General features: G+C 54.1%; 21 protein-coding genes. 11 read left to right on the top strand and 10 right to left on the bottom strand.

The genetic code is table 11. The annotated features are described in order from the left end of the window. Nucleotides 1–18 precede the first annotated feature (18 nt). Entirely contained in the window at nt 19–1,425 is a 1,407-nt protein-coding gene (gene dnaB / locus JYB84_RS15130; RefSeq protein WP_207320847.1) for a replicative DNA helicase, read from the bottom strand. A gap of 118 nt (nt 1,426–1,543) precedes the next feature. Between dnaB and JYB84_RS15125 the strand changes: the two genes are divergently transcribed. Both JYB84_RS15125 and JYB84_RS15120 read left to right on the top strand, forming a co-directional pair. Next, nucleotides 1,544–3,733: a S46 family peptidase gene (locus JYB84_RS15125; protein ID WP_207320846.1), complete on the top strand. Its 2,190-nt coding sequence runs from the start codon at nt 1,544–1,546 to the stop codon at nt 3,731–3,733. Nucleotides 3,734–3,951: 218 nt separating this feature from the next. Next, complete coding sequence (locus tag JYB84_RS15120) at nt 3,952–6,942, top strand: TonB-dependent receptor (protein WP_207320845.1); 2,991 nt, start codon at nt 3,952–3,954, stop codon at nt 6,940–6,942. A gap of 365 nt (nt 6,943–7,307) precedes the next feature. Here JYB84_RS15120 and rplI read toward each other — a convergent pair whose 3' ends face one another. Genes rplI through rpsF form a run of 4 tightly spaced genes read right to left on the bottom strand, consistent with a single transcriptional unit; the run spans nt 7,308 to nt 8,749 of the window. Beyond that, on the bottom strand, nt 7,308–7,757 hold the full coding sequence (gene rplI / locus JYB84_RS15115; RefSeq protein ID WP_207320844.1) for a 50S ribosomal protein L9: 450 nt from the start codon (nt 7,755–7,757) through the stop codon (nt 7,308–7,310). 36 nt (nt 7,758–7,793) lie between these two features. Continuing rightward, a complete protein-coding gene (gene rpsR / locus JYB84_RS15110) occupies nt 7,794–8,021 on the bottom strand; it encodes a 30S ribosomal protein S18 (protein ID WP_011761169.1) in 228 nt (75 codons plus the stop codon). A gap of 12 nt (nt 8,022–8,033) precedes the next feature. Next, nucleotides 8,034–8,339, bottom strand: a complete 306-nt coding sequence (gene priB, locus JYB84_RS15105) for a primosomal replication protein N (protein WP_207320843.1) — start codon at nt 8,337–8,339, stop codon at nt 8,034–8,036. A gap of 8 nt (nt 8,340–8,347) precedes the next feature. Next, entirely contained in the window at nt 8,348–8,749 is a 402-nt protein-coding gene (gene rpsF, locus JYB84_RS15100) for a 30S ribosomal protein S6 (RefSeq protein ID WP_207320842.1), read from the bottom strand. A gap of 226 nt (nt 8,750–8,975) precedes the next feature. Here rpsF and JYB84_RS15095 point away from each other — a divergent pair, with 226 nt between their 5' ends. Then, complete coding sequence (locus JYB84_RS15095; protein ID WP_207323256.1) at nt 8,976–9,719, top strand: DUF481 domain-containing protein; 744 nt, start codon at nt 8,976–8,978, stop codon at nt 9,717–9,719. Between the two features lie 57 nt (nt 9,720–9,776). Here the strand turns inward: JYB84_RS15095 and tolC are convergent, their stop codons facing one another. Further along, nucleotides 9,777–11,084 (bottom strand): outer membrane channel protein TolC, encoded by a 1,308-nt coding sequence (gene tolC, locus JYB84_RS15090; RefSeq protein ID WP_207320841.1) that lies wholly within the window; start codon nt 11,082–11,084, stop codon nt 9,777–9,779. A 237-nt stretch (nt 11,085–11,321) separates the two neighbouring features. On the opposite strand from tolC, the gene nudF reads away from it, so the two are divergent. From nudF to parC, 7 genes are read left to right on the top strand one after another with little or no spacing between them, the layout of a single operon-like run. Continuing rightward, on the top strand, nt 11,322–11,936 hold the full coding sequence (gene nudF, locus JYB84_RS15085; protein WP_207320840.1) for an ADP-ribose diphosphatase: 615 nt from the start codon (nt 11,322–11,324) through the stop codon (nt 11,934–11,936). Nucleotides 11,937–11,942: 6 nt separating this feature from the next. Beyond that, nucleotides 11,943–12,377, top strand: a complete 435-nt coding sequence (locus JYB84_RS15080; protein ID WP_207320839.1) for a DUF1249 domain-containing protein — start codon at nt 11,943–11,945, stop codon at nt 12,375–12,377. A gap of 15 nt (nt 12,378–12,392) precedes the next feature. Beyond that, nucleotides 12,393–13,232, top strand: a complete 840-nt coding sequence (gene cpdA / locus JYB84_RS15075; protein ID WP_207320838.1) for a 3',5'-cyclic-AMP phosphodiesterase — start codon at nt 12,393–12,395, stop codon at nt 13,230–13,232. A 27-nt stretch (nt 13,233–13,259) separates the two neighbouring features. Further along, nucleotides 13,260–13,835: a YqiA/YcfP family alpha/beta fold hydrolase gene (locus JYB84_RS15070; RefSeq protein WP_207320837.1), complete on the top strand. Its 576-nt coding sequence runs from the start codon at nt 13,260–13,262 to the stop codon at nt 13,833–13,835. Between the two features lie 55 nt (nt 13,836–13,890). After that, complete coding sequence (gene parE / locus JYB84_RS15065; protein ID WP_207320836.1) at nt 13,891–15,780, top strand: DNA topoisomerase IV subunit B; 1,890 nt, start codon at nt 13,891–13,893, stop codon at nt 15,778–15,780. 50 nt (nt 15,781–15,830) lie between these two features. Further along, the gene (locus JYB84_RS15060) at nt 15,831–16,994 is read left to right on the top strand and encodes a PQQ-dependent sugar dehydrogenase (RefSeq protein WP_207320835.1); all 1,164 of its coding nucleotides are present in this window, start codon (nt 15,831–15,833) and stop codon (nt 16,992–16,994) included. Next, complete coding sequence (gene parC, locus JYB84_RS15055) at nt 16,991–19,261, top strand: DNA topoisomerase IV subunit A (RefSeq protein ID WP_207320834.1); 2,271 nt, start codon at nt 16,991–16,993, stop codon at nt 19,259–19,261. The genes JYB84_RS15060 and parC overlap by 4 nt, the downstream gene beginning before the upstream one ends. Before the next feature lie 75 nt (nt 19,262–19,336). Here parC and JYB84_RS15050 read toward each other — a convergent pair whose 3' ends face one another. After that, nucleotides 19,337–19,528 (bottom strand): bacterioferritin-associated ferredoxin, encoded by a 192-nt coding sequence (locus JYB84_RS15050; RefSeq protein WP_207320833.1) that lies wholly within the window; start codon nt 19,526–19,528, stop codon nt 19,337–19,339. Between the two features lie 210 nt (nt 19,529–19,738). Further along, entirely contained in the window at nt 19,739–20,665 is a 927-nt protein-coding gene (locus JYB84_RS15045; RefSeq protein WP_207320832.1) for a D-2-hydroxyacid dehydrogenase, read from the bottom strand. A gap of 54 nt (nt 20,666–20,719) precedes the next feature. Here JYB84_RS15045 and JYB84_RS15040 point away from each other — a divergent pair, with 54 nt between their 5' ends. Then, the gene (locus JYB84_RS15040; protein WP_207320831.1) at nt 20,720–21,052 is read left to right on the top strand and encodes a DUF3392 domain-containing protein; all 333 of its coding nucleotides are present in this window, start codon (nt 20,720–20,722) and stop codon (nt 21,050–21,052) included. Here JYB84_RS15040 and JYB84_RS15035 read toward each other — a convergent pair. Continuing rightward, nucleotides 21,049–21,771, bottom strand: coding sequence for a glycerophosphodiester phosphodiesterase (locus tag JYB84_RS15035; protein ID WP_207320830.1), 723 nt, complete (start codon nt 21,769–21,771; stop codon nt 21,049–21,051). The genes JYB84_RS15040 and JYB84_RS15035 overlap by 4 nt on opposite strands. A 9-nt stretch (nt 21,772–21,780) precedes the next feature. Continuing rightward, nucleotides 21,781–24,975, bottom strand: a complete 3,195-nt coding sequence (locus JYB84_RS15030) for a mechanosensitive ion channel domain-containing protein (protein ID WP_207320829.1) — start codon at nt 24,973–24,975, stop codon at nt 21,781–21,783. Nucleotides 24,976–25,031: the final 56 nt, after the last annotated feature.

Below are 25,031 nucleotides of genomic sequence, written 5' to 3'. Positions count from 1 at the left end.
CGAATGCCTGTTGCCGGATCAGTCTTCTTCAAACTGAGGACCAGCGTAATTGTCAAAACGGGAAAATTGTCCCTGGAAGGTCAGGCGCACCCGGCCAATGGGGCCGTTACGCTGCTTACCAATAATGATTTCCGCCGTGCCCTTGTCCGGTGAGTCATCGTGATACACCTCATCCCGGTAAATAAACATGATGAGATCCGCGTCCTGCTCGATAGATCCCGATTCACGCAGATCCGAGTTCACCGGGCGCTTATCGGCCCTTTGCTCCAGCGAGCGGTTCAGCTGCGACAGGGCGATAACCGGGATTTCCAACTCCTTGGCCAGGGCCTTGAGCGAGCGGGAGATCTCGGCAATTTCCAGGGTCCGGTTGTCGGCCAGGGCCGGCACCTGCATCAATTGCAGGTAGTCGACCATGATCATCGACAGGCCGCCGTATTCACGGGCGATACGACGGGCACGGCTGCGCACTTCGGTGGGGGTCAGACCCGAACTATCGTCTATATACATCTTGCCCTGTTCGAGCATGATACCCATGGTGGACGACACCCGAGCCCAATCGTCGTCGTCGAGCTGACCGGTACGTATCTTGGTCTGATCGACCCGGCCCAGTGAGGCCAGCATACGCATCATGATCTGTTCCGAGGGCATCTCGAGACTGAAGATCAGTACGGGTTTGTCTTCGTTCAGCGCCGCCTGTTCACACAGGTTCATGGCGAAAGTGGTCTTACCCATGGAGGGACGGGCCGCGACTATGATGAGATCCCCGGACTGGAAGCCGGCGGTCATACGATCGAGATCCGAGAAGCCACTGGACACACCGGTCACACCGTTGTGTGGGTTGTTGTACAGTTGCTCAATCTTGTCGACGGTTTTTTCGAGAATGGTCTTGATGCCTTCAGGACCCTCGTTGGCATTGGCCCGCTGCTCGGCAATCTTGAAAACCTTGGTTTCAGCCAGGTCCAGCAGGGCGCTGGAGTCCCGACCTTCCGGGTTGTAGCCCGCGTCGGCAATCTCGTGGGCGACGCGGATCATTTCCCGCACCACGGCCCGCTCACGGACAATTTCGGCATAGGAGAGTATGTTGCCGGCACTGGGGGTGTTCTTGGCAATTTCACCCAGGTAGGCGAAACCGCCGGCATCTTCCAGTTCGTCGTTCAGCTCCAGTCGTTCTGATACTGTGATCAGATCGATAGGCTGGCCGACTTCCACCAGCTTCTGCATGGCGCTAAAGATCATCCTGTGGGAACGGGAGTAAAAATCTTCCCGTACCACGGCCTCGGCCACCTTGTCCCAGGCCTCTGAGTCCAGCATCAGGCCGCCGAGTACCGACTGCTCGGCCTCGATAGAGTGAGGTGGCATTTTGATCGCATCCAGCTGGGCGTCCCGCGTGGGCGGCTTAGACTTAAATGCGGCTTGTTGAGACATTGATGCTCCCGATTTCCAACGACTTTGCAAAATATGATATAAACCCGGGGCACCGAACGGGCGCCCCTAACCTGCCTGTTTTCCATCCACAAGGACATAAAAACATTAAGGAATGCACATGCGTAATGCTCTGGCGGTAACCTTGTTGCTGTCTTCCGGCATCGCCATGGCCGACGAAGGTCAGTGGCAACCATATCAGATGCCGTCCATCGCCGACAAACTCCAATCCCGTGGCATTGAGATCCCAGCCAAGCAGCTGGCAGACTTAAGCCAATACCCGATGAACGCTGTGGTGGGTCTGGGCTATTGTACCGCCAGTTTCGTATCCCCCCAAGGGTTGGCGGTAACAAATCATCACTGTGCTTATCGAGCCATTCAATTTAACAGTGATGCCCAGCACAATTACCTGGAACAGGGCTTCCTGGCAGCCAGTCTTGAGCAGGAACCATCGGCCGGCCCCAATGAGCGCCTGTATGTGACCGAAGCCGTAACTGATGTGACCGCAGAGGTGACGGCGAAACTCAGTGACGATCCGCTCACCCGTTATGAGCAGATAGACGCCAACCAGAAAGCGCTGATCAAGGCCTGCGAGGCCGACGACAATTACCGTTGCTCGGTGCGCAGTTTCCACAATGGATTGGAATACTACCTGATTAAGCAGCTCATCATCCGCGATGTGCGTCTGGTGTATGCTCCGCCTGAGAGTGTCGGCGCCTACGGTGGCGACATAGATAACTATGAGTTCCCCCGCCACAGTGGCGATTTCAGTTTTCTGCGGGCCTATGTGGGCAAAGACGGCAAGCCGGCGTCCTATGCCAAGGACAACGTGCCCTATCAGCCCAAGAGTTTCCTTAAGATCAATGCCGGCGGCGTTAAAGCCGGTGAGGGCGTCTTTGTGGCCGGTTATCCCGGTACCACCAACAGATATAGACTGACCTCGGAGCTCAAATTTGCCAGCGATTGGCTGTACCCGACCCAGGCCAAACGCTTTCAGTCCCGTATCGACACCATCAATGCCATGGGTGCTGAGGATGAGGCGCTGGCCATCAAGTATTCCGGCACCAAGGCGGGCATGGCCAACCGCATGAAAAAGCTCAATGGTTTGTTGGATGGTTTCAGGGCCACAGACATAGCCACCATCAAGCAGCAGCGGGAAGATGAATTCCGCGCCTGGTATGCCAACCAGCAGGGAGATAACACCCTGGTCGCGAGCCTGGATGCCCTGGTAGCCGAGCAAGTTCAACAGATCCAGACCCGCTACTATTTTGATAACGCCCAGTCCAGTGACCTGCTGCAGGCGGCTATCGCCTTGTATCGTTTGGCCAAGGAGCAACAAAAGCCAGATGAAGCGCGGGAGCAGGGCTTCCAGGAACGAGACATGAAGCTGTTTGCGGCCAAGCTCACGCGTTTGGATGCCAGCTTCGACAAGCGGGTCGATAAGACGCTGTGGCTGGCCGATCTGCAGGCTTACCTGGCCCAAAGCAATAGGGTGGCGACATTGGATGCCTTCTTTGGGGATAAAGGTCCTGAGGCGCTCGCGGCCGAGCTGGAGGGTTTCTATGCTGCCAGTGAGTTGGGCACGCAGGATAAGCGTTTGGCCTGGATGGGTAAAACGCCGGCGGAGTTTGAAGCCAGTCAGGATCCTTTTATCCGCCTCGCAGTCGCCTTGTTCGATACCAATATGGCATTGGAAAAAACCGATAAGACTCTGGAAGGCAAACTCAGCATAGCACGCCCGGCCTACATGCAGGCGCTCATTGATTACAACAAGGTCAAGGGCTTGCCGGTTTATCCGGATGCCAATGGCACCCTCCGGATCAGCTATGGCATGGTGGATGGCTACCAATCCCGTGACGCCCTGTACAAGCAACCCTTTACCAAGCTTGACGGTATAGTTGCCAAACACACAGGGGTGGAACCATACAAGGCGCCGCAGAAATTGTTGGCTGCGATTAAGGCCGATGATCTGGGACAGCACAGGGTTGCTTCCGTGTATCAGGATCCCCGCAGTTGGTTGTGTCGCTTGTTTTCCTGCCTGGATAAACCCGAGGACTTCAACTCGGTGCCGGTGAATTTCCTCTCCAGTGTCGACACCACGGGTGGCAACTCTGGATCACCGGTATTCAACGGCCGTGGCGAATTGGTGGGACTGAACTTTGACTCCACCTATGAGGCCATTACCAAGGACTGGTTCTTCAACCCTGAAATTACCCGTGCCGTGCATGTGGATATCCGCTACATACTCTGGATGATGGACAAGGTTGACCATGCCCAGAACCTTTTGGACGAGCTTGAGCTGGTTAATTGAGTATCTAGGTGAGCCTCGGCATGAGGCTAATTTATCGTGCAAAAGGTGCCCACTAGCAAATGAGGCGCCTTTTTTTTATCTGAAACACAATGCTACGCTTGTGTAAAAAAATAACACCTTGTAACAAGTATTAAACATATGAGAGACTTGGAACGCCAGCCTGCAATATAAGCAGGTAAGCGATCAATAATAATGAATATTCAAAGGAATGCTAAATCATGATGAAGACTAACTTTCGCCGCTCGCTAGTAGCAGCGTCCGTATCAGCTTTGCTAGCTGTTAGCGGTGCGGCATTAGCTGCCAGCAACACCGATGGTTCTATTTACGGTAAAGCTAACGCAGGTAGTGCTATCACATATAAAAACGTGAATACGGGTGTAACCCGAACTATATATGCCGATGATAAAGGGCGTTTTAACGTGAGTAGCGTCCCTGCCGGTACCTATGAAATTGTCAATGACAAGGGGATAAAGCAAACTATTCAGGTCGTTGTAGGTACAGGTACCAACGTTAGTTTCGATAGTACAGAAGTTATTCAGGTTATGGGTTCTCGTATTCAGCGAATCGATACATCTTCTGTTGAATCGAGTACTGTGTATGATATGGATTCCATATTTGAGTTGCCAATCCCAAGGGATACAGTTGCTGTTGCATTGCTGACTCCTGGTGCCGTGCAGGGCGGCAGCAATTTTGGTCGTAACCTGCCTGTGTTTGGTGGGTCTTCCATTGCCGAAAACGGTTATTACATCGACGGTATGGATGTGACTAACCTGCGTACCATGTTGAGTTTTGCCAACCTTCCACAGGATGCTGTTGCTCAGACTCAGGTTAAGTCTGGTGGTTATGGTGTGGAATACGGTCGTTCTCTTGGTGGTATTGTTAATATTGTAACCCGCTCGGGAAGCAACGATTTTAATTTTGGCGGTTCAGTGTATTGGACTCCTGATTCTCTCAGGGCATCCGACAAAGACGTTACTACCGTACAGCTTGATGGTAGCGAAGTTGTCACGACCTATAACTCGGGAGATAAAAACGATAACCTTGAGTACAACGTATTCGCTTCAGGCCCTATCATAGAAGATAAACTGTTCTTCTTCGCTATGGTTGAAGGGCAGAAGAAGGAGCGCACCAATTACGGTACATCCAGCAGCTATTCTTATGACATTACAAATCCTCAGTATTTTGCCAAACTGAACTGGTTTATCACAAACGATCACAGCCTGCGCTTCACCTACATCAACAACGAAGTAGAGAAGGATTACAACAGTTATAGCGTTTATAATGACGCAGATGGCAATGTTGTATTGGGACGCCTTGGTGAACTGGGGAACAGCTATCCTCTGGAATCCGGCGGAACCATGAGCGTTATTGGTTATACTGGTTACCTGACCGACAATCTGACCTTGAACCTGCAGTATGGTAAACTGACCAACAAATATGAAAAGGTACCTAACCTGCCTGGTGATACCTGCCCGTTGTCCTACGATACCACTGGTGCCTTGTCCTTCGCACAACGTATTTCTATTGGCTGTTGGAACTCCCCAGATCAAACAACTGTAATCGATCAAGTTGATGATGAAGACGAGCGTACTAGTTGGAAGGCTGATTTTGAATGGGTTCTTGGAGATCATACGCTACGTTTTGGTTACAATGACGAAAGCTATGATGCCACTTCACCAGGAGAGAAGTATTCCGGTGATGCCTACTATCGCTTCATGACTTCCCATGAGAACAACGGCTGTAACATTAACGGCGTAGATCTTCCATGCGGCACAGAAACTGTGCGTGTGCGTAAGTATAATACCCAAACTGCCACATTTGGTGTTGATAACACTGCTTGGTACATAGAAGATAGCTGGCAAATTCTTGAAAACTTGCTGATTTACGGTGGGGTGCGTGGTGAAACCTTCACCAACTATGACGGTAATGGTGACGTGTTCCTTGAGTCAGATAACCTAATTGCTCCTCGTTTAGGTTTCTCTTGGGATCTCGACGGCGACTCAACTAAGAAACTATATGGTACTATTGGGCGTTACTACATACCAGTGCCAGCAAACACCAACATCCGAGCTACACGCACTGAATCCTTCTATGAAGACTTCTACTATGCACCTGATGGTTGGAATGCTGATGGTTCGCCGGTTACTTTGGGTGCCAAGATTGGTCCAAGCACTGTAGATGAGCAAGTTGCTAACCCTGAAGTTATCGCTGACCGCAATCTGAACCCAATGTACCAAGATGAGTTAATCCTCGGCTACCAACAACAGATCACTGATAACTGGACCTTAGGGGCCAAGTTGATGGGACGTAAGATTGGTGATGGCATGGATGACTTCTGTGGTCATGATGGCTTTGTTCGCTGGGCACAGGATAACGGTTACGACAATTTCGATCCCCACAGCATGCAGGGCTGTATGATTGTGAATCCTGGCAATGATATCACGATTGCTATGGACCTCGAGGACGATGGAAACCTGACCGTCGTCACAACACCCAATTCATACCATGGTCTACCTGACTATGAGCGTAAGTATCTCGGCCTTGAGCTGACCGCAGAACGCTCATTGGCTGATAGTTGGAAAGCTAACTTTTCATATGTTATTTCAAAAACATATGGAAATGCTGAAGGCTATGTTAACTCTTCGCTGGCTCAGGAAGATCCAGGTGCAACCCAAGACTTCGATCATGCTAATTTCATGCATGGTGCGAATGGCAACCTTCCTACCGACCATACTCACCAGTTGAAGGCCTATGGCTTGTATGAGCTCACCGATGAGCTGAACTTATCATTAAGCCTGTCAGCCACTTCTGGTATCCCACTTAGCTGTCAGGGTTATGTGAATTTGGATAACATGATGGTTGGTGATGGTACAACTGCATATGACTACGGTAATTTCCGTCGTTATTCAGCTTCTAGCTTCTATTGTCAGAACGGTAATGGTGAGCAAGTGCTGACAAAACGTGGAGATGCTGGCCGCTCCAACTGGCTGTATACTGCGGATATGGGGCTGACTTATCGCCCAGCAGCAGTTGAAGGGCTCACACTGCAAGCAACTGTGTATAATCTGTTTAACTTCCAAGATGCTGATAGTTTCGATCAAGAAAAGGATTTGGGGCGTGGTAACCCAGAGGTTAGTCCTAATTTCTTGCGCCCAACTGGTTATCAGGAAGGACGTCACGTACAGTTTACTGCTCGTTATTCTTTCTAAATTTAGTGTAATACTAAAAAAGAGCCTCTTGGGGCTCTTTTTTTTATCAGCCTAAAACCACCTCCTATGGAGGTGGTGATCATTCTTCTGGGGCATTGCCCGGAGAATGCCCATGCTAAATGCTCCCTTGGTTTATTACCCGCAGATCAAGGAGTAAGTAGCATTAGCAGATATGAATCGGTATCGGGAAAAGATAGCTAAACAAGCAGAGAAACGGCAAGTAGCGTTGGGGCTGGAAGGTTAGTTCTGAGGGATAAATGTACAAGCGATGCAGCTGAATTGTTAGATAATTTAGTTGCAGAGCACATATTTATAGGTATAAAAAACACCGCCGATTGGCGGTGTTTTTCTTGAATCAAATCTGATTATTCAGCAACAACAGTTACTTTAACAACAGACTTAACTTCAGCGTGCAGCTGTACTTCAACTTCGAAGTTACCAGTGGTACGCAGAGCGCCCAGTGGCAGACGAACTTCGGACTTGGCCAGTTCAACACCGGCAGCAGTCACAGCGTCAGCGATGTCACGGTTGCCTACAGAACCGAACAGCTTGCCTTCGTCACCGGCTTTAGAAGCGATAACAACGGCTTCCAGAGCAGCGATCTTCTCGGCACGCTCAGTGGCAGAAGCCAGGTCGGCAGCCAGTTTGGCTTCCAGTTCAGCGCGACGAGCTTCGAATACTTTGGTGTTTTCTTCGTTGGCTACAACGGCTTTACCTTGAGGCAGCAGGAAGTTACGAGCGTAACCGGCCTTAACTGCAACTTGGTCACCCAGGTTGCCCAGGTTTGCGATTTTATCAAGCAGAATAACGTTCATTATCAAATCCTCTCTAAATAGGCTTCAATGCTGGAATTACTGATGCAGATCAGTGTATGGCAGCAGAGAAAGATAACGAGCACGCTTGATAGCACGAGCCAGTTGGCGCTGATATTTTGCACTGGTACCAGTGATACGGCTTGGAACGATTTTGCCGCTCTCAGTGATATAGTTCTTCAGAGTAGCAATATCTTTGTAATCGATTTCTGCAACACCTTCAGCGGTGAAACGGCAGAACTTGCGACGACGGAAATAACGTGCCATTTTGACAGTCTCCTAAGTTTTCAATTCGACATTTTCGGCGTGCAGTACCAGGCGGCTTTGGCCATTGCGATTCTGTTGAAGCGCGATAAAACCTTGTACCTGAATCTCCACACCTGCTTTCAGCTTGTCTGCGATGCACTCAAAGTGCTTGCCGCTCATCACTACCTGTATCAGGCAGTATACGTTTCTTGGCAACTCGGCTTCAAAACGTTGACTCCGGTGTTCCAACTGGATCACACAGTGTGGGATCCCTGCTGGGCTGTTAAAGCGTCTGGCCCGAATAACGGTGCCAGCCAACACCAGGTGATTGGCGGTCACAAATAAACTTACTCAGCGATTTCTTCAGCGTTTTCTTCGGCTTCTTCAGCGGCTCTGTCGCTATGGGCGCTACGACGTGCATCGCGCTCATCTTTGGCTTTGGCCATTGGAGAAGTTTCGGTGATGGCACCCTTGGTACGCATAACCATGCTACGCAGAACAGCGTCGTTGAAACGGAAAGCAGTCTCCAGCTCTTCAACAGACTCGGCAGTGGCTTCAACGTTCATCAGAACGTAGTGGGCCTTGTGCAGGTCTTGGATTGGGTAAGCCAGTTGACGACGACCCCAGTCTTCCAAACGGTGGATTTTGCCGTTAGCTTCGGTGATAACACCGGTGTAACGCTCAATCATACCAGGTACTTGTTCACTCTGATCTGGGTGAACCATAAATACGATTTCGTAATGACGCATTTATTGCTCCTTACGGTTAGTAGCCTCGTTATTGACTCAGTCGGATCAAATCTGGAGGCAAGGAACGAATTAAAGTGACTGATTAAGGCGCGAAATGGTACATAAAGCAGGCCGGAAACTCAAGCAATAACTTTGCCTGCATAGCGGCAGAGGTTATGATTGGCCCTCGTTTTGGCTTTGTGGGCCAATTGTCCGGCGGCAAGCGGTAAGATTTACAATAATGACCATGAAAAAAACAGTGACGGTTTTGGGGACGCTTCTCCTTTCATCTCGGGCGTTTGCCTTGGTTCCTCCCGATTATCAGGATCCACCGAGCGACTTTCGGGCCGAGATAGAGGCCGGGTTACAGATCAATACCGGCAACACCGAATCCACCAGTTTTAATGGTCGCACTAAACTTGTGTATGACACCCGCAAGGCCAAGCAGGAGGCGGTGATAAAAGGCTACTATGCTTCCGATTCCGAAGAGACCACAGCCGAAAAGTACGAGCTGCAATTACAGTCGAACTATAAGATTTCCCCCGGCTATGTCTTTGGTCGCGGCGATTTCAGCTGGGATCAATTCGGCAGTTACACCCATCAATCCACTATGTCTATCGGTTATGGTTTTGATGCCATCAGCAGTTACAAAACCAAGCTGAGTCTCGAAATCGGTCCCGGTTACCGCTACAGCCAACCCATAGACAGCGTCGATGATCCCAGTCCCGAGGCCAAATCCGATGTGATTTTGCGCACCGCGGCCAAGTTTGAGCAGCGGCTGCACGAATACACCAGTTTTGGTGCCGATTTGACCGGTGAGATAGGGGAGGAGAACACAACTGTGACCCTCGACATGGGGCTGAAAAGTATCCTGTTCCAGGATTGGGCCTTCAAAATCGGCGTCAACGTCCGTTATACGGAAGTGGTGCCGGCGGGCAGTGAGCAGATAGACACTATTAGCACCTTCAATTTACTGTACACCTTCCAGTGATAAAAACACGGTCAATAAAAAAGCCGCCCTTGGGGCGGCTTTTTTGGTTTCACATTATCAGAGACTCTTGAGGCCACTGTTAATGGCAATCACATCATCCTCTGTGAGGGTGCCGGCGGCTTGCTTCAGCGCCATGACGGAACTGATATAGCTGTAGCGGGCTTCGGACAATTTACGCTTGGAGTCATACAGGTCGCGGGTGCGGTTCAGCACGTCGACTATGGTACGGGTTCCCACTTCGAAACCTGCCTGGGTGGCCTTCAGGGCGCTCTCGGAAGAGACCACTGACTGCTCGTAGGCGCGGATCGAGCTGATGGACGCAGCCACGTTGTTAAAGTTGTTGCGCACATCCTTCACGACCCGGCGATAGGTCTGCTCCAGCTTCTCGCTGGCCTCAACATACCGGAATTGCGCCTGGTCGACCTTTGAGCTGACCTTGAAGCCTTCAAAAATTGGAATGCTCAGGGTCAGGCCAATATTGGACTTGTCAAAGTCGGGCTCATTCACATCGCCCGTCTTTTGTTCAATGCCCTTGGAGTAACCGGCATTCATGCTCAGGGACGGCATATGGCCGGCCTTGTACAGTGTGATGGTTTCCTGGGCAATGTCCTTGCCGATGCGTTGGGCCATCAAATCCAGGCTGCTGGATTCGGCCATTTTCAGCCACTCGGCAGAATTGTTTGGCGTGGGGACAGAAGCGCTGAACCTGTCGGTATCGAGCACGTTGATAGACTTGTGATCTATGCCGGTGATTTCGCGCAATGCCTCGTAGCTGTTGGCCAGGGTGTTTTCCGCCAGAATTTCGGTGGCTGAAGCCAGGTCAAACTGGGCCTGGGCTTCGTGCACGTCGGTAATGGCGGTCAAACCCACTGCAAAACGCTGCTTGGTTTGCTCCAGCTGACGCTCGATGGCACGCTTTTCTGCACCGCGGAACTCGTAGCTGTCCTTGGCGGTCAGAACATCGAAGTAGGCCTTGGTCACCCGGGTAATCAGGCTTTGCAGCGCAGACGCGTAGGCGGAGTCAGCCTGTGAGGCGGCCTTTTCGGCTAGGCTCAGACCTACCCAGGCGCTGTGATCATAGATCACCTGAGTCAACTTGACGCCGCCCGAGATACCACTGGTATCCTGTCCTGGATCGCTCCAGTTTTTTGCGTAACCTATGCTGCCGCTGATGGTGGGCAGCAGGGGGGAACGGTTTTCTTCAATTTGAGCGTACAGGGTATCGCGTTGAGCCTTGGCTTGCAGCACCAGAGGATCACTGGTCAGCGCCTGTTGATAGATTTGCAACAGATCGTCGGCCTGCACTGCTTGTGCAGACGCCGCCAGGGTCAAAGCCGCGCACAGAGAACGGATCTTGAATTTCATTGGCTGTCCTTATTAGACAAATAGCCCTTATGAGGGGTATTAACTGGTTTAAACTGAATGCCTTTGTATTCAGGCGGTTTGCGCTTCCCGACGCTTCCCAATACAGCTAAAAGTTAATGGCTCAGATACTAAAAAATCAACCGTTTTAAAGTCAAACCGGAAGTGTAACAGATTTTATTTTAAATTAATGGCCAAAAGGACTGATAATAGTGGCAAAACAGCTCAGGGAAATCCCAGATGATAAAACGCTTTTTTGGCCGGGAAGACGTTGAAGTGCTTGGTGAAAGAACCGCTTTCAAAGGTTTTTTCACCCTGAAGGAATATCGCTTTCGCCACCGGTTATTTGCCGGTGGTTGGAGTCAGGAAGTGACCCGGGAGGTGTTCGAGTGCGGCCACGCCGTGGTGGTCCTGCCCTACGACCCACGCCGGGATCAGCTGGTGCTGATTGAACAGATACGTTTTCCGGCAGTCGAAACCAGTAATAACCCCTGGTTGCTGGAACTGGTGGCCGGCATGATAGACGCCGGGGAATCTCCGGAGCAGGTCGCCGAACGCGAGTTGCTTGAAGAGGCTGGGCTGGATGCGCTGAGCATGCATAAAGTGGGCAGCTATCTCGCCAGCCCGGGTGGTACCAGCGAGCGCTTTTATTTTTATTGGGCTGAAGTGGATGCCAGCAAGGCCTGCGGTATTCACGGTCTGGCCGAAGAGCATGAAGACATCAGGGTCCATGTGCTGGACCGCGAAGAAGCCTACAATTTGGTGATCCAGGGGCAGATCGAAAATGCCTCGACCCTGATAGGGTTGCAGTGGCTGCAACTCAACCATGAGAAATTACGCCGAACAAGTGAGTGATAGAGATTGATCCTGAACCGAGCCAAACCCCGTTATCAACCCGACGTGAATCGCTTTCTGGCGCTTTGCGGGCGCAACTACGCCTTAATCCTGCGTTGGCTGCCCAGAGATTGGCCCGAGGGACAGAAGTTGAGAGCACAGGGAACCAAGGGGCATTTATTGCTTACGTTGCAGGAAAATACCCGTTATACCCAGCTGGTGGAAATCAGTCGTCCTCTGGGCGGTGAACCACTGGTACAGGATCCGAAACTCTTGGTTCGGATTTATCATGATGCTAAATTAGCGGAAGTGTTAACTGGCCAACAGATTTCTCTCCTCAGTGCAGTGTATGATTACCCGAACGTTTGCATGTACCAGAGTGATGAAAAATATCAGGTAAATGCGTTCCTGGAAGACTTATTGACCATTGGCTGCCGTCACGCACTGGCAGTGCAATCCTGACCTTGGGTATTCAAAGTGCTGAAAGAGGCCGTTTCTTATCAACTGCCAGAGGGAGAGAGTCTGCGTCTTTTGCAGATCACCGACCCACATCTGTTTGCAGATCATGAAGGTGAACTGTTGGGGGTTAATACCGCCAGCAGCCTTCAGGCCGTGCTTGATACCTACAAAACCTCTGATTTTCACGCCCAGCTAATGTTGGCTACCGGCGATATCAGCCAGGATTTTTCTGCCGACTCCTATCGCAATTTTGTTAAAGCCGTGGCGCAATTGGATATGCCCTGTCATTACCTGCCCGGCAATCACGATGACCCACGCATCATGCACCTGCACATGCAGGGCTACAGGGTATTTGGCCAGCAACGTATTTTGGCCGCAGGCTGGCAAATATTGATGCTCGACTCAACCGTGCGCGGTAAACCCGGCGGGCACATGGCGGAGGCGCAATTTGCCATTATAGAGGCGGCAATTGCTGCCCATCCCGACCTGCACACCCTCTTGGTTATGCACCACAATCCGGTGTTGGTGGGCAGTGCCTGGCTGGATCAACATTGTATGGACAATGGTGAGGAGTTTCTGGAGCGGGTTGGTCGCTATGCCAATGTCAGAGGCGTGCTCTGGGGTCATGTGCATCAGCAGCTCGACAGCAGCTATCAGGGGCGCCATGGTGCTATTCACCTGATGGCAACGCCGTCAACCTGTATTCAGTTTGAACCCAAATCGTCCTTTTTTGCCCTCGACAGCCGCCAGCCGGGCTTCCGTTTGCTGGAGCTGGGGGCCGATGGTAGCATTCACAGCCAAGTTCAGCGTGTTGCGGGCGACAGCTTCGCACCCGATAACAGTGCCAGCGGTTACTGATAAGCTGTGACCGCAGCGTGAGGACCTATGCTGCTCTACATTCATGGCTTCAATTCATCTCCCGACTCGGAAAAAGGGCGAGTGACCGCCGATTATATGCGTCGCTGTCATCCACAAGTTAACCTGGTTCAGCCACAGTTGCCCTGTGATACCCGGGCCGCCATGGCGCTGCTTGGTGAGCTTTGCGAGCAGGCGCTGGCAAAGGGAGAAACCCTGAGTTTCATCGGCTCATCCCTGGGAGGCTTTTATGCCAGCTTCCTGGTACAGCGCTACGGTGGCAAGGCGGTACTGATCAATCCGGCGGTGGCGCCCTATCATTTGTTTGATGAGTTTCTCGGCCCCCAGCATAACCCCTACACGGGGGAGGATTATCAGGTGTTGCCGGAACATAAAGACGCTTTGCTGGACTTTGATTTGCCCGCAATAGCCAACCCGGAACGTTTTTTTGTATTATTGCAAACCGGCGACGAGGTGCTCGATTACCGCGACGCGCTGACCAAATACCATTGTTGTGAGATGCTGCTGCAACCCGGAGGCGATCACAGTTTTATCGGCTATGGTGCACAGCTGCCTGCCATAGGCCGGTTTTTACAGTTACCTTGACAAATCGACACGCCGGGCCGCACCATGGCCTGAATAACGATATAACAATTGCGCTATGACTAACCAATACACCTCTGATGCCATTGAAGTGCTTAACGGATTGGATCCGGTTAAGCGTCGCCCCGGTATGTACACAGATACCACCCGTCCAAATCACCTGGGTCAGGAAGTCATAGACAACAGTGTGGACGAAGCCCTGGCGGGCCACGCGACCCGCATCGATGTCACCTTGCACACGGACAACTCCCTTGAGGTTATTGACGATGGCCGTGGTATGCCGGTGGATATCCACCCGGAAGAAGGCATTCCAGGGGTGGAATTGATCCTCACCAAACTGCACGCGGGCGGCAAGTTTTCCAACAAGAACTATCAATTCTCCGGCGGTCTGCACGGGGTGGGTATTTCCGTGGTTAACGCCCTGTCAAAAAGGGTGGAGATCACAGTGCGACGTGATGGTCAGGTGTACGACATGGCCTTCGCCAATGGCGACAAGGTGGAAGAGCTGCGGGTCAGCGGCACCTGTGGTCGCCGCAACACCGGTACCCGGGTACATTTCTGGCCCGATGCCAGCTATTTTGATTCGGCCAATTTTTCCATCACCAAGCTGACCCACCTGCTCAAGGCCAAGGCCGTTCTCTGCCCGGGTCTGAGGATCAAGTTCACCAATAAGCACACGGGTGAGGTGCTGGAATGGTTCTATGAGGCGGGTCTGCCTGACTATCTCAAGAGCTCCCTCGGTGATGTGCTCATGCTGCCGGAAGAGCCATTTATTGGCAGCTTCAGCGGCAATCATGAAGCGGCCGATTGGGCCATTACCTGGCTGCCGGAGGGAGGCGAGTGCCTCACAGAAAGCTATGTCAACCTGATCCCAACGCCGCTGGGTGGTACCCATGTGAACGGTTTCCGCCAGGGACTGCTGGAGTCCATGCGTGAGTTCTGTGAATTCCGCAATCTCATTCCCCGTGGTATCAAGCTGTCGCCGGAAGACATCTGGGACAGATCGGCCTACATCTTGTCGATCAAGATGCAGGATCCCCAATTTGCGGGCCAGACCAAGGAAAAACTGTCCAGTCGCCAAAGCGCCGCCTTTGTCTCAGGTATAGTGCGTGATGCCTTTTCCCTGTGGCTCAACAGCCACACGGACCTGGCCGAAGCCCTGGCGGAGATGTGCATCAGCAATGCCCAGAAAAGGCTCAAGGCCGCCAAAAAGGTGGCCCGCAAAAAGGTCACCTCGGGCCCGGCCCTGCCCGGCAAGCTGACCGACTGCAGTGGTCAGGACCCCATGCGCTCAGAGCTGTTTCTGGTGGAAGGGGACTCGGCCGGAGGCAGTGCCAAACAGGCCAGGGACCGCGAGTTTCAGGCGATCATGCCGCTGCGGGGCAAGATCCTCAACACCTGGGAAGTGGATGCCTCACAGGTGCTGGCCTCCCAGGAGGTGCACGATATTTCGGTGGCCATAGGTTGCGATCCCGACAGTGAGGATATTTCCGAATTGCGTTACGGTAAAATCTGTATTCTCGCCGATGCCGACTCAGACGGACTGCATATTGCGACCCTGCTGTGCGCCCTGTTCCTCAAGCATTACCGGGTGCTGGTGGAGCGCGGCCATGTGTATGTGGCCATGCCGCCCTTGTTCCGCATCGACATAGGCAAGGACGTATACTATGCCCTCGACGAAGCGGAGAAAAACGGCATACTCGACCGGATTGCTGCCGAAAATAAAAAGGGTAAGGTGCAGGTGACCCGCTTTAAGGGCCTGGGTGAAATGAACCCGCTGCAGCTGAGGGAAACCACAATGGATCCCAACACCCGTCGCCTGGTGCAGTTGACCATAGACGATACAGAAGACACCCTGGCCATGATGGACATGCTGCTGGCCAAGAAACGTGCCGGTGACCGCAAGACCTGGCTGGAAACCAAGGGTGATTTGGCATCACTGCTGTGATGTCAGCCGTTGCCGATAACCAAAACGATTAAGGCATGAAGATACGGATAATGAGTAACAAGCGCAGGACATTTCCCACAGCCTGGATCCTGACATTGTCGCTGGCGACCTTGAGCGTCGCCCAGGCAGCGACCCAGTCGATCATGATCACAGTCACCAAGGGCTTTGGTCTGACCCTGTACGCCTCGGATGTGGGCGATGCCAAACAACTGGCCCTGGGCAGTGATGGCACCCTGTTTGTCGGTTCGGACAAGAGCGGCACCATAGAGGCGCTGGTGGACAGCAATCAGGATGGTCGGGTCGACAAACGCTACACCATAGCCAAGGGGCTGGAAAATCCCAGCGCCATCGCCTTTCATGACGGTTCCCTGTATGTGGCGCTGGAAGATCGCATAGTGCGCTACGTGGACATAGAACAGCGCCTGCGCCGTCCCGGTCGCCCCAAAGAAGTGTACGACAGGCTGCCCAGTGAGAGTCGCAAAAGCGACCGGGCCATGGCCTTCGGTCCCGACGGCCGCCTGTATCTGGCCATTGGCGCCCCCTGCAACGTCTGTGAACCCGAGGCGCCGTTCGGCTCCATCATTGCCATCAATGTGGACTCGGGCGCCAGCGAGCAGATAGTCACGGGCGTGCGCAGTGTCCACGGTTTTGACTGGTCTCCGCTGGATGGCAAGCTGTGGTTCGATGATACCGGCCGTGACTGGATGGGTGACAACCTGCCGCCGGATGAAATCAACCGGGTTGAGCAGAAGGGGGCCCATTACGGTTTCCCCTATGTTCATGCCACCGACGTTCTCGAGCCCGCCTATGAAAAGCCGGAAAGCCTCAAGGTAACACCTCCCGTATTTGAGCTGCCGGCCCATGTATCGCCCATGGGGATGCTGTTTTACCGTGGCGAGCAATTTCCTGAAAACTACCGCCAGCAGTTGTTCGTTGCCGAAAACGGCTCCTGGAACCGCTCCAGCAAGATTGGCTACCAGATAGTGGTGCTGTCGCTGGAGGGCAACAAGGTGCTCAAGCGCGAGACCCTGGTGAGTTTTCTTGATGGTGAATTCCCCGTGGCCAGACCCCACTCCATGGTGATGGCAGCCGATGGCTCGCTGTATATTTCGGACGATCTCAAGGGCAATATTTACCGTCTTTATTACCGCGATGCCGAGTCAGACGCGGAGCCGGACGTGCAGCCGGAACCTGTACAGGAAGCACAAGAATGAGTGACGCTATAGATCTCAGCCTCGATGGCGTGGAGCAGATGCCACTTCGGCGCTTCACCGAGGAGGCTTACCTCAATTATTCCATGTACGTGATCATGGACCGGGCGCTGCCACACATAGGTGACGGTCTCAAGCCGGTACAGCGCCGCATAGTCTACGCCATGAGCGAGCTGGGCCTGTCGGCCCAGAGCAAACACAAGAAGTCGGCCCGTACCGTGGGTGACGTTTTGGGTAAGTATCATCCCCACGGCGACAGCGCCTGTTATGAGGCCATGGTGCTGATGGCCCAGCCCTTTTCCTACCGCTACCCGCTGGTGGATGGTCAGGGAAACTGGGGGGCTCCGGACGATCCCAAATCCTTCGCTGCCATGCGTTATACCGAGGCCAGGCTGTCGCGTTTCTCCGAGGTGTTGCTGAGCGAGCTGGGGCAGGGGACTGTGGATTGGGGCGTCAACTTTGACGGCACCCTGAAAGAACCGCGGGTATTGCCGGCGCGCCTGCCGCACATCTTGCTCAACGGCATCACGGGTATCGCCGTGGGCATGGCGACCGATATCCCGCCCCACAATGCCCGCGAGCTGGCCAATGCCTGTATTGAATTGCTCGACAATCCCAACACCGAATTGTCGCGGCTGATGGAGTTGGTACCGGGGCCAGATTATCCGACCGAAGCCGAAATCATCACCCCGGCCGAAGAATTGACCCGCATTTATGAAAGTGGCCGCGGTTCCCTGAAAATGCGCGCCGTCTGGAGCCTGGACAACGGTGAGATAGTGATCACTGCCTTACCCCACCAGGCCAGCTCAGGCAAAATTCTGGAGCAGATTGCCGCCCAGATGCAGGCCAAGAAGCTGCCCATGGTGACGGACTTGCGCGACGAGTCCGACCATGAAAACCCGGTGCGCCTGGTCATAGTGCCACGCTCCAACCGGGTCGACAGCGAGCAGCTGATGGCGCACCTGTTTGCCACCACGGATCTGGAAAAGAGCTTCCGCATCAACCTTAACGTGCTGGGACTGGACGGCCGTCCCCAGGTCAAGGGGCTCAAGGCCATGCTGAGCGAGTGGCTGGTTTTCCGCACCGAGACGGTAAGACGCAGACTGCAATACCGTCTGGACAAGGTGTTGGCCAGATTGCACATACTCGAAGCCCTGATGATTGCTTTCCTCAATATTGACGAAGTGATTGAAATCATCCGCTTCCACGATGAGCCCAAGGCCGAATTGATGGCCAGGTTCAACCTCAGCGATAAACAAGCCGAAGCGATACTGGAACTCAAGCTGCGCCATCTGGCCAAGCTTGAAGAAATGAAGATCAAGGCAGAGCAAAGCGAGCTGGAGAGTGAGCGCGACAAGCTGGAGCAAATTCTGGGTTCAGAGCGTCGTCTGAAAACTCTGATCAAGAAAGAGCTGGCTCAGGATGCCGAGACCTACGGTGACGAGCGTCGCTCGCCCCTGGTGGTGCGCCAGGAGTCCCGTGCTCTCACAGAGCAGGAGCTGACGCCGACCGAGCCGGTCACTGTGGTTTTGTCAGAGAAGGGCTGGGTGCGCTGCGCCAAGGGCCATGACATAGATGCCGCCGGCCTGTCTTATAAGGCCGGCGATAACTTCCTGTGCAGCGCCATGGGGCGCAGCAACCAGCAGACTGTGTTTATCGACAGTGGCGGTCGTGCCTTCTCTACCGATACCCATACCCTGCCGTCGGCCAGAAGCCAGGGCGAGCCCATTACCACCCGCTTCAATCTGGCCCCGGGTGAAACCATGGAGCATGTGCTCCTGGGTGACGAGCAGCAGTGCTTCCTGATGGCCAGCGACGCGGGCTATGGCTTTATCTGTACCTTTGCCGACATGGTGTCCCGCAACAAGGCGGGTAAGGCGTTGCTGAGTCTGCCGGCCAATGCCAAATCCCTGCCACCACGAAGGGTGGAAAAGGATGCCAATATGTCTATTGTGGCCATCACCAACGAAGGCCGGATGCTGGTGTTCGGTGTCGAGGCCCTGCCGCAATTGGCCAAGGGCAAGGGTAACAAGATCATCGGCATTCCATCAGAGCGGGCCAAGCTCAGGGAAGAACTGCTGACTCACCTGCATCTGGTGCCGGCGGATTCGTCGGTGACCCTGTGGGCCGGCAAGCGCAAGCTGACCTTAAAGCCTGCAGATCTCGAGCACTACCGCGGTGAGCGGGGTCGTCGCGGCGCCAAGCTGCCAAGGGGATTGCAGCGGGTCGACAGTGTAGAGCTGGGTGGCGATGAAGCACCAAGCTTGTAATAGCTGATGCAATAGCCCAAATAAAAAACGCTGCCCAAGGCAGCGTTTTTTATTTGATTCAGTGCGGGTTCTGGATCAGGCGACTTCGTAGTAATTCGGCTCCACGTCCAGTTGTCTCTGGATCACTTCGGCGGCCATCTTGGCGCACTTGCCACATTGGCTGGCAACCCCCAAACGCTTTTTAACATCGCTCAGGCTGCAATCGCCCTTGCTGACGGCGTCTTTAATCTGGGTATCTGTGATGGCATAACACACGCAAACGTACATGAAACGGCTCCCGCTTGAAGATGACAGGATTATAAATGAAAACAGTTCTCATCCGTAATAACGGTTTTTTATAAGGAAGGCGCAAAAAATGGGCAGTCGTTATCGTTAAAAGCAGTAAAAAAAGGGCCGGAAACGGTGCGGCTGCGCCTAAGCTATGGCGCTGCCTGATTTTTTGCAGCCAAACCGCGCCGAGCCCGAATTTTTGAGCGCTCAGTAGCCCCGCTCGAAATTGACCTGATGGGTGAGTGGCTCACCCTTGAGCAGCAGGTGATAGTTGCTGCTGAAGATTTCCGCCACCTGCTCCGGAAAGCTGGGGGCCGCAATATGAGGGGTGATGATCACATTGTCCCTGTCCCATATAGGGTGGTCCTGGGGCAGGGGCTCCTGGTTGAACACATCCAGCACCGCCTGTTGCTCCGGCTGGTTTTGCAGCTGCTCTGCCAGGGCGTCGAGGTCGAGCACATCCCCCCGTCCCAGGTTAAACAGCACGGCGCCGGGTTTCATCAGCGCCAGCATTTGGGCGCTGAGGGCGCCGCGGGTTTCCGGGGTGCTGGGAAGAATGCTGGCGATGGCATCGGCGCCGACGATAAATTCCGGTAGGGCGTCCAGGGTGGCGACCCGATCAAAACCGGCGGTGGGCTTGGCGCTGCGGTTGATGCCGGTCACCTTCATGCCAAAGTGCTTGGCGGTGGCCGCCAGGTGTTTGGCAATGGAGCCTGTGCCCAGCAGCAACAATTCCTGGCCCTGCAGGGTGCGGTAGCTGCCCGGCAACCAGATCTTTTGCTGTTGCTGGCTGCGGTATTTGTCGTGCTCCCGCTGGCGTGCCAGCAGGTAACCGAACAGGTACTCGCTCATCAGAGGGCCGAAAATACCGCGCACATTGGTGAGACAATAATCCCGTCTTTGTTTGGGCTTGACCAGGAGATCGACACCGGCAAAGGTGGACTGCATCCAACGCAGTTGATCGGCATGGGCGAGCAGGGGGGCGGCCAGGGCGGGCTCGGCCAGCCAGATGTCGGCACGGCGGATATTGGCGGGGTCGTCGTCCAGCAATTGCAGTCCCGGCAGGTGACAGGAGGCCAGCAGCTGGCGGTAACGCTCGTTTTCCCGGGTAAGTAACAGAAGCTTGTGTGACATGGGGGCTTGCTCTTATTCTTGTTGTTATTTTCCTATCATAACGATTTTCAAACCATGGACACAATTGTCACCCTGCTCAAAGACCTCGCCTATCCCATTTACCCCTGGATGAACCAGGTGGCCACCGCCATAGTGGCCTGCCTGATGCTGGTTTTTGCCCCTGATATCAACCGCACCCTGCGCCGCTGGGTTGGGGCCCGTTCCTTCTTCGTTCGCACCCTGCTGTTTATTCTGGTCAACGCCTTCGTCTATGGCCTGCTGATCGTCGGTCTGAGCCCCTGGCTGGCGCGGCAACTGGTGCAGGTACCACCCTTGTGGCTGCTGGCATTGCTTTGTGGTCTGTTTGTGTTTATCGGCGTCTGGGCCCAGCGTCAAAGACAGATTTAATCAAACCAGTGGCCATAGTCCCGCACTGAGGCAACTGCCAGCGCCGCCTGGGCGCGGTCGGGATAATTGGCAAAGATGCCATCGACCCCCAGCTGCCTGAGGGCTTGGATTTCATCGGCATCATCCACAGTGTAGACATAGACCTTCACCCCGCGCCTGTGGGCATCATCCACCATGGCGTGGCTGATAAAGTCCACGTCGAGATGTATGGAATAGGCACCAAGAGAGCCGGCCACTGCGGCCAGATCCAGCGGCAAGGAACCCAGCAGCGGTGCCAGTCTGGCCTTTGGCAGCTGTTGCCGCAACTGCGCCAGATAAGGGTGGTTGAAGGACGACAGCAGCAGCTGCTCAGGGCTGAAGCCCAGTTCGGCTATGGCCCTGTGGTACAAGGGCACGAGCGGCGCCACAGTCCCCTGGCCCTTGAGTTCAATATTGACCAGGCAGCGGCCACGAGTAAGCTCCAGCACCTGCCAAAGGCTGGGGACTGCTTCTCCCCGGACCCTGACTTTGCTGAGCTCTGCCAGGGTCTTATGGCGGATAAAACCCTTGCCATCGCTTTTACCTTCGAGCCTTCGGTCGTGGAACACCATCAGTTCGCCCTCCACCGCATGGATATCCAGCTCTATGGCCTCGACGCCCAGCTCCAGGGCCTTTTCCATGGCGGCCAGGGTGTTCTCCGGCGCATAACCACTGGCACCCCTGTGCGCAAATATCAGCATATTCGCTCCTTATCGGCTCAGCTGCAGGCCCTGCTGGCCACCAAGCTGGTTAATGGTGATTTCCATTTGTGGGTAGGCCAGCTCCAGCTGGTTTTCCCTGAGTTTGGCGCTGATACGCTTGTGCAGGTCGTGACGCAGCGGCCAGCGGTTGCCCATGTCCTTGGCATAAGCACGCACCTCATAGTCCTGGGTGTGTTTGCCAAAACCGGCAAACCAGACTTCGGCTTCCGGGGTTTGCAGGGCGTATTGGCATTCCTTGATGGCCTGATACAGGGTGGCTTCAACCCGGGCGGGATCCGAATCCCTGGCCACGGACACATAGACTGTCACCCGGGTGATGGGGTCGGACAGCGACCAGTTGACCAGCTGCTCGGTAATGAAGGCCTTGTTGGGCACAATGATCTCTTTGCGATCCCAGTCGATGATGGTGGTGGCGCGAATTTGGATCTTGCTGACGGTGCCGGTGAGATCGCGAATGGTGACCGTATCACCGATACGGACCGGTTTCTCAAACAAGATGATGAGGCCCGAAATAAAGTTGGCGAAGATCTCCTGCAGGCCGAAACCCAGACCCACAGACAGGGCGGCCACCAACCATTGCAGTTTGGACCATTCCATGCCGAAGGTGGAAAAACCTACCAGGCCACCTATCAGCACCACCAGATAGCGGCTGACAGTGGTGATGGCAAAGCCGGTACCGGGAGTCAGATCCAGCCGCTGCAACAGCACCAGCTCCAGCAAGCCCGGCAGGTTGGTGGCTATCATCAGTGAAAAACCCACTATGATTGAGCCAAACAGCACGGATTTAAGGGTAATGGGCAGGGGTTGCTCCAGACCGTTGATATTGGTGCTGCTGGTCCAGAGGGTAATGCCATCAAGGAAAGAGAACAGCGCCGAGTGGGTTTGACTCCACAGGCCAATCAGGCTGGCGAGAAAAGCCAGCAGCAAGAGTGAACGTACCAGCCCCAGAGACTGACTGGAAATGGTCTCCAGATCCACCTTGGGTTCCTCATAGGTGTCCATGCCGTCGCTGGACACGGCTTCTCCCCGCTCCCTTTGGGCCAGCTTCTCGGCCCGTTTGGCCTTGGCTCGGTCAAAGGCAATGCGCCGCCGCTCGATCAGCATCCAACGTTTAATCAACTGGAACAGCAACAGGAACCCCAGCCCCAGCAGCAGTGACAGTTGCAGTTGCAGCAACATTTGGAAGGCACTGAAGTAGTAGCCCCGAATGGCGAGCACGGCCGCCAGCGGCGGGGTGACCAGCAGTAGGGTCCACAGCAAGCGCTGCAGCAGTTTGCTGTTTTTGCCACCGGGGGTGGGTTCCTGATGGCGACGCAGCAGCGCCAGCACATCCTTGTACAGCCACAGCAGCAGGAGACACACCAGAATAAAAGCGCCGCGCCCCAGGCTGTTGCGCACCAGGGATACCTCAAGCACCTCACTCATGCCGATAATACCTACCAGTGGCAGGGCTATGACCAAGGTGAGATTGCAGCGTTTCAAAATCTGCTCCACCAGGACCTTGGGCCGTTTGAAGTGGCCAACCAGCAAGCCCTTGTCCTGGCATAGCAACACCACCAGACGTTGCAGCCAGTAGAGGCAGCCCATGGCCAGTAATCCCATACCCACGGCCTGTACCATGTTGCGCTCTGACAGCAGCCAAATACTGCCCGCGAGTATAATGACGGTCGGGCGGAGCAGGGAAAAACCCAAGGTATAAATCAGGGCCTTGAAGGTGAAGATGAAATTATCCTGGGTAACGTTACCGACACTGACCAAACAGCTGTCCATGGCCCTGTGGTAAAGGGGGGTGATCAGATCCTGCAATATCAGACTGAGCACCAATACCAGAATCCACCAGTACCAATAGTCCAGCTGCTCATCCAGAGCCAAAGACAGTTGATCCCACTGGGCCTGTTGCACCAGCCACACCAGACTGCGATGCACATCTATCAGCCACAGTTTGCCGATGGCTGCGGCATTGGGAACCCAGAACAGGTGCTCGCTGAGAGTGCTTTTCAGCTGATGGTGTTGCTGGGTCAGTTGGTCATAACTGACCTTGAGCTTGCCCAATTCCCCCAGCAACTGGTCATGGCTCTCCAGCAATTGCCCCAGCAATGTTTGTTGGGACTGTAATAAAGCTTGTTGGTCCTTGCTGAACAGGCCGCTGCTGCCCAGTTGCTCTTCATTGATGGCCAGCTGTTGCTCCAATTGGTAGCGCGCCAGACGCAGATCGGCAATTTGGTTTTGCAGCTGGTCGACATTGGGTACCTTGGGCAGAGACTGCAGCATCTGCAGGAATCTGTCGCCAAACGCGGCATTGGTTTTAACCCAGGTCAGTTGCTCTTGAATGCTGCCAAGCTGCTGGGCCTGATGCTGGTAACGCTTTTCGGCTTTTTCCTGCAGCTCCAGTACGTTGTTTATTTGCAGTGTCAGGGTCTGCAGCTTTTGGCCGTAGAGGGCGTTGTCGTGCCTGAGCTGTTCGCTGACGGGATCGCCCTTATCGGCAGATTCAATCCGGCTGTCTGCCAGGGTGGCTGCCGTTTGCTGTTGGCGCTGCTCATTGCCGGCACGATTGAGACGCTCTATTAACTGTTCCTGCTGCACCAGTAGCTGGCGGGTGAGCTGCAGCTCCAGTTGCTTGAGTTCGATACGCTTTTGACTGCTGGCCTGCTCATTTTCCAGGGTCAGCAGGGACTGTTCATAGAAATTACGCTGCAACAATTGCAGCTGACCTCTGGGGGTGTCAGCCGGGGCCAAAGGTGCTTTTTGGTGTTGCTGCAGATTTTGTCTGGCACTCTCTATGGCGCCCGGTAAAGCGTTGTGGCGGGCCAGCAGGGCATTGACCTCCTGGGTCAGTGCGGCTTCGCGCTCCTTGAGGTTGGACAATTGTACATAGGCAGCCTCGGACTGGCTGGCCAAGGCCTTCCTTTTGCTCAGCGGCAAATCCTTGAGTGCGGCCAGCATTTCTTCACGCAGAGCCTGTTGGCGGGCATCGAAGCCCAGCAGGGCCTGCTGATAGTCACTGGCCTGCTGCGCCAGAGCCCGGGTGCTGGCGGCCAACTCTGCGGCTTGTTTATCCATGGGCTCGGGCGCCGTGGTGGTTGTGGCTGTCAGCCCAAGGCGTTTATCCAGCTGCAGTGTGGGATTTGCGCTGGCGATGATAGGAAGAAGAGTAAAAACAAAGAGTAAAATACGCAGCATGCTAACCGAACAAAACAGGATAATCTGCGGCCCATGTTAGCCAAATCAGGGTGCAA

Source organism: Shewanella cyperi, assembly GCF_017354985.1.
In the GTDB taxonomy this organism is placed as follows: Bacteria; Pseudomonadota; Gammaproteobacteria; order Enterobacterales; family Shewanellaceae; genus Shewanella; species Shewanella cyperi.
This window is presented reverse-complemented; position numbering and strand designations above follow the sequence as displayed.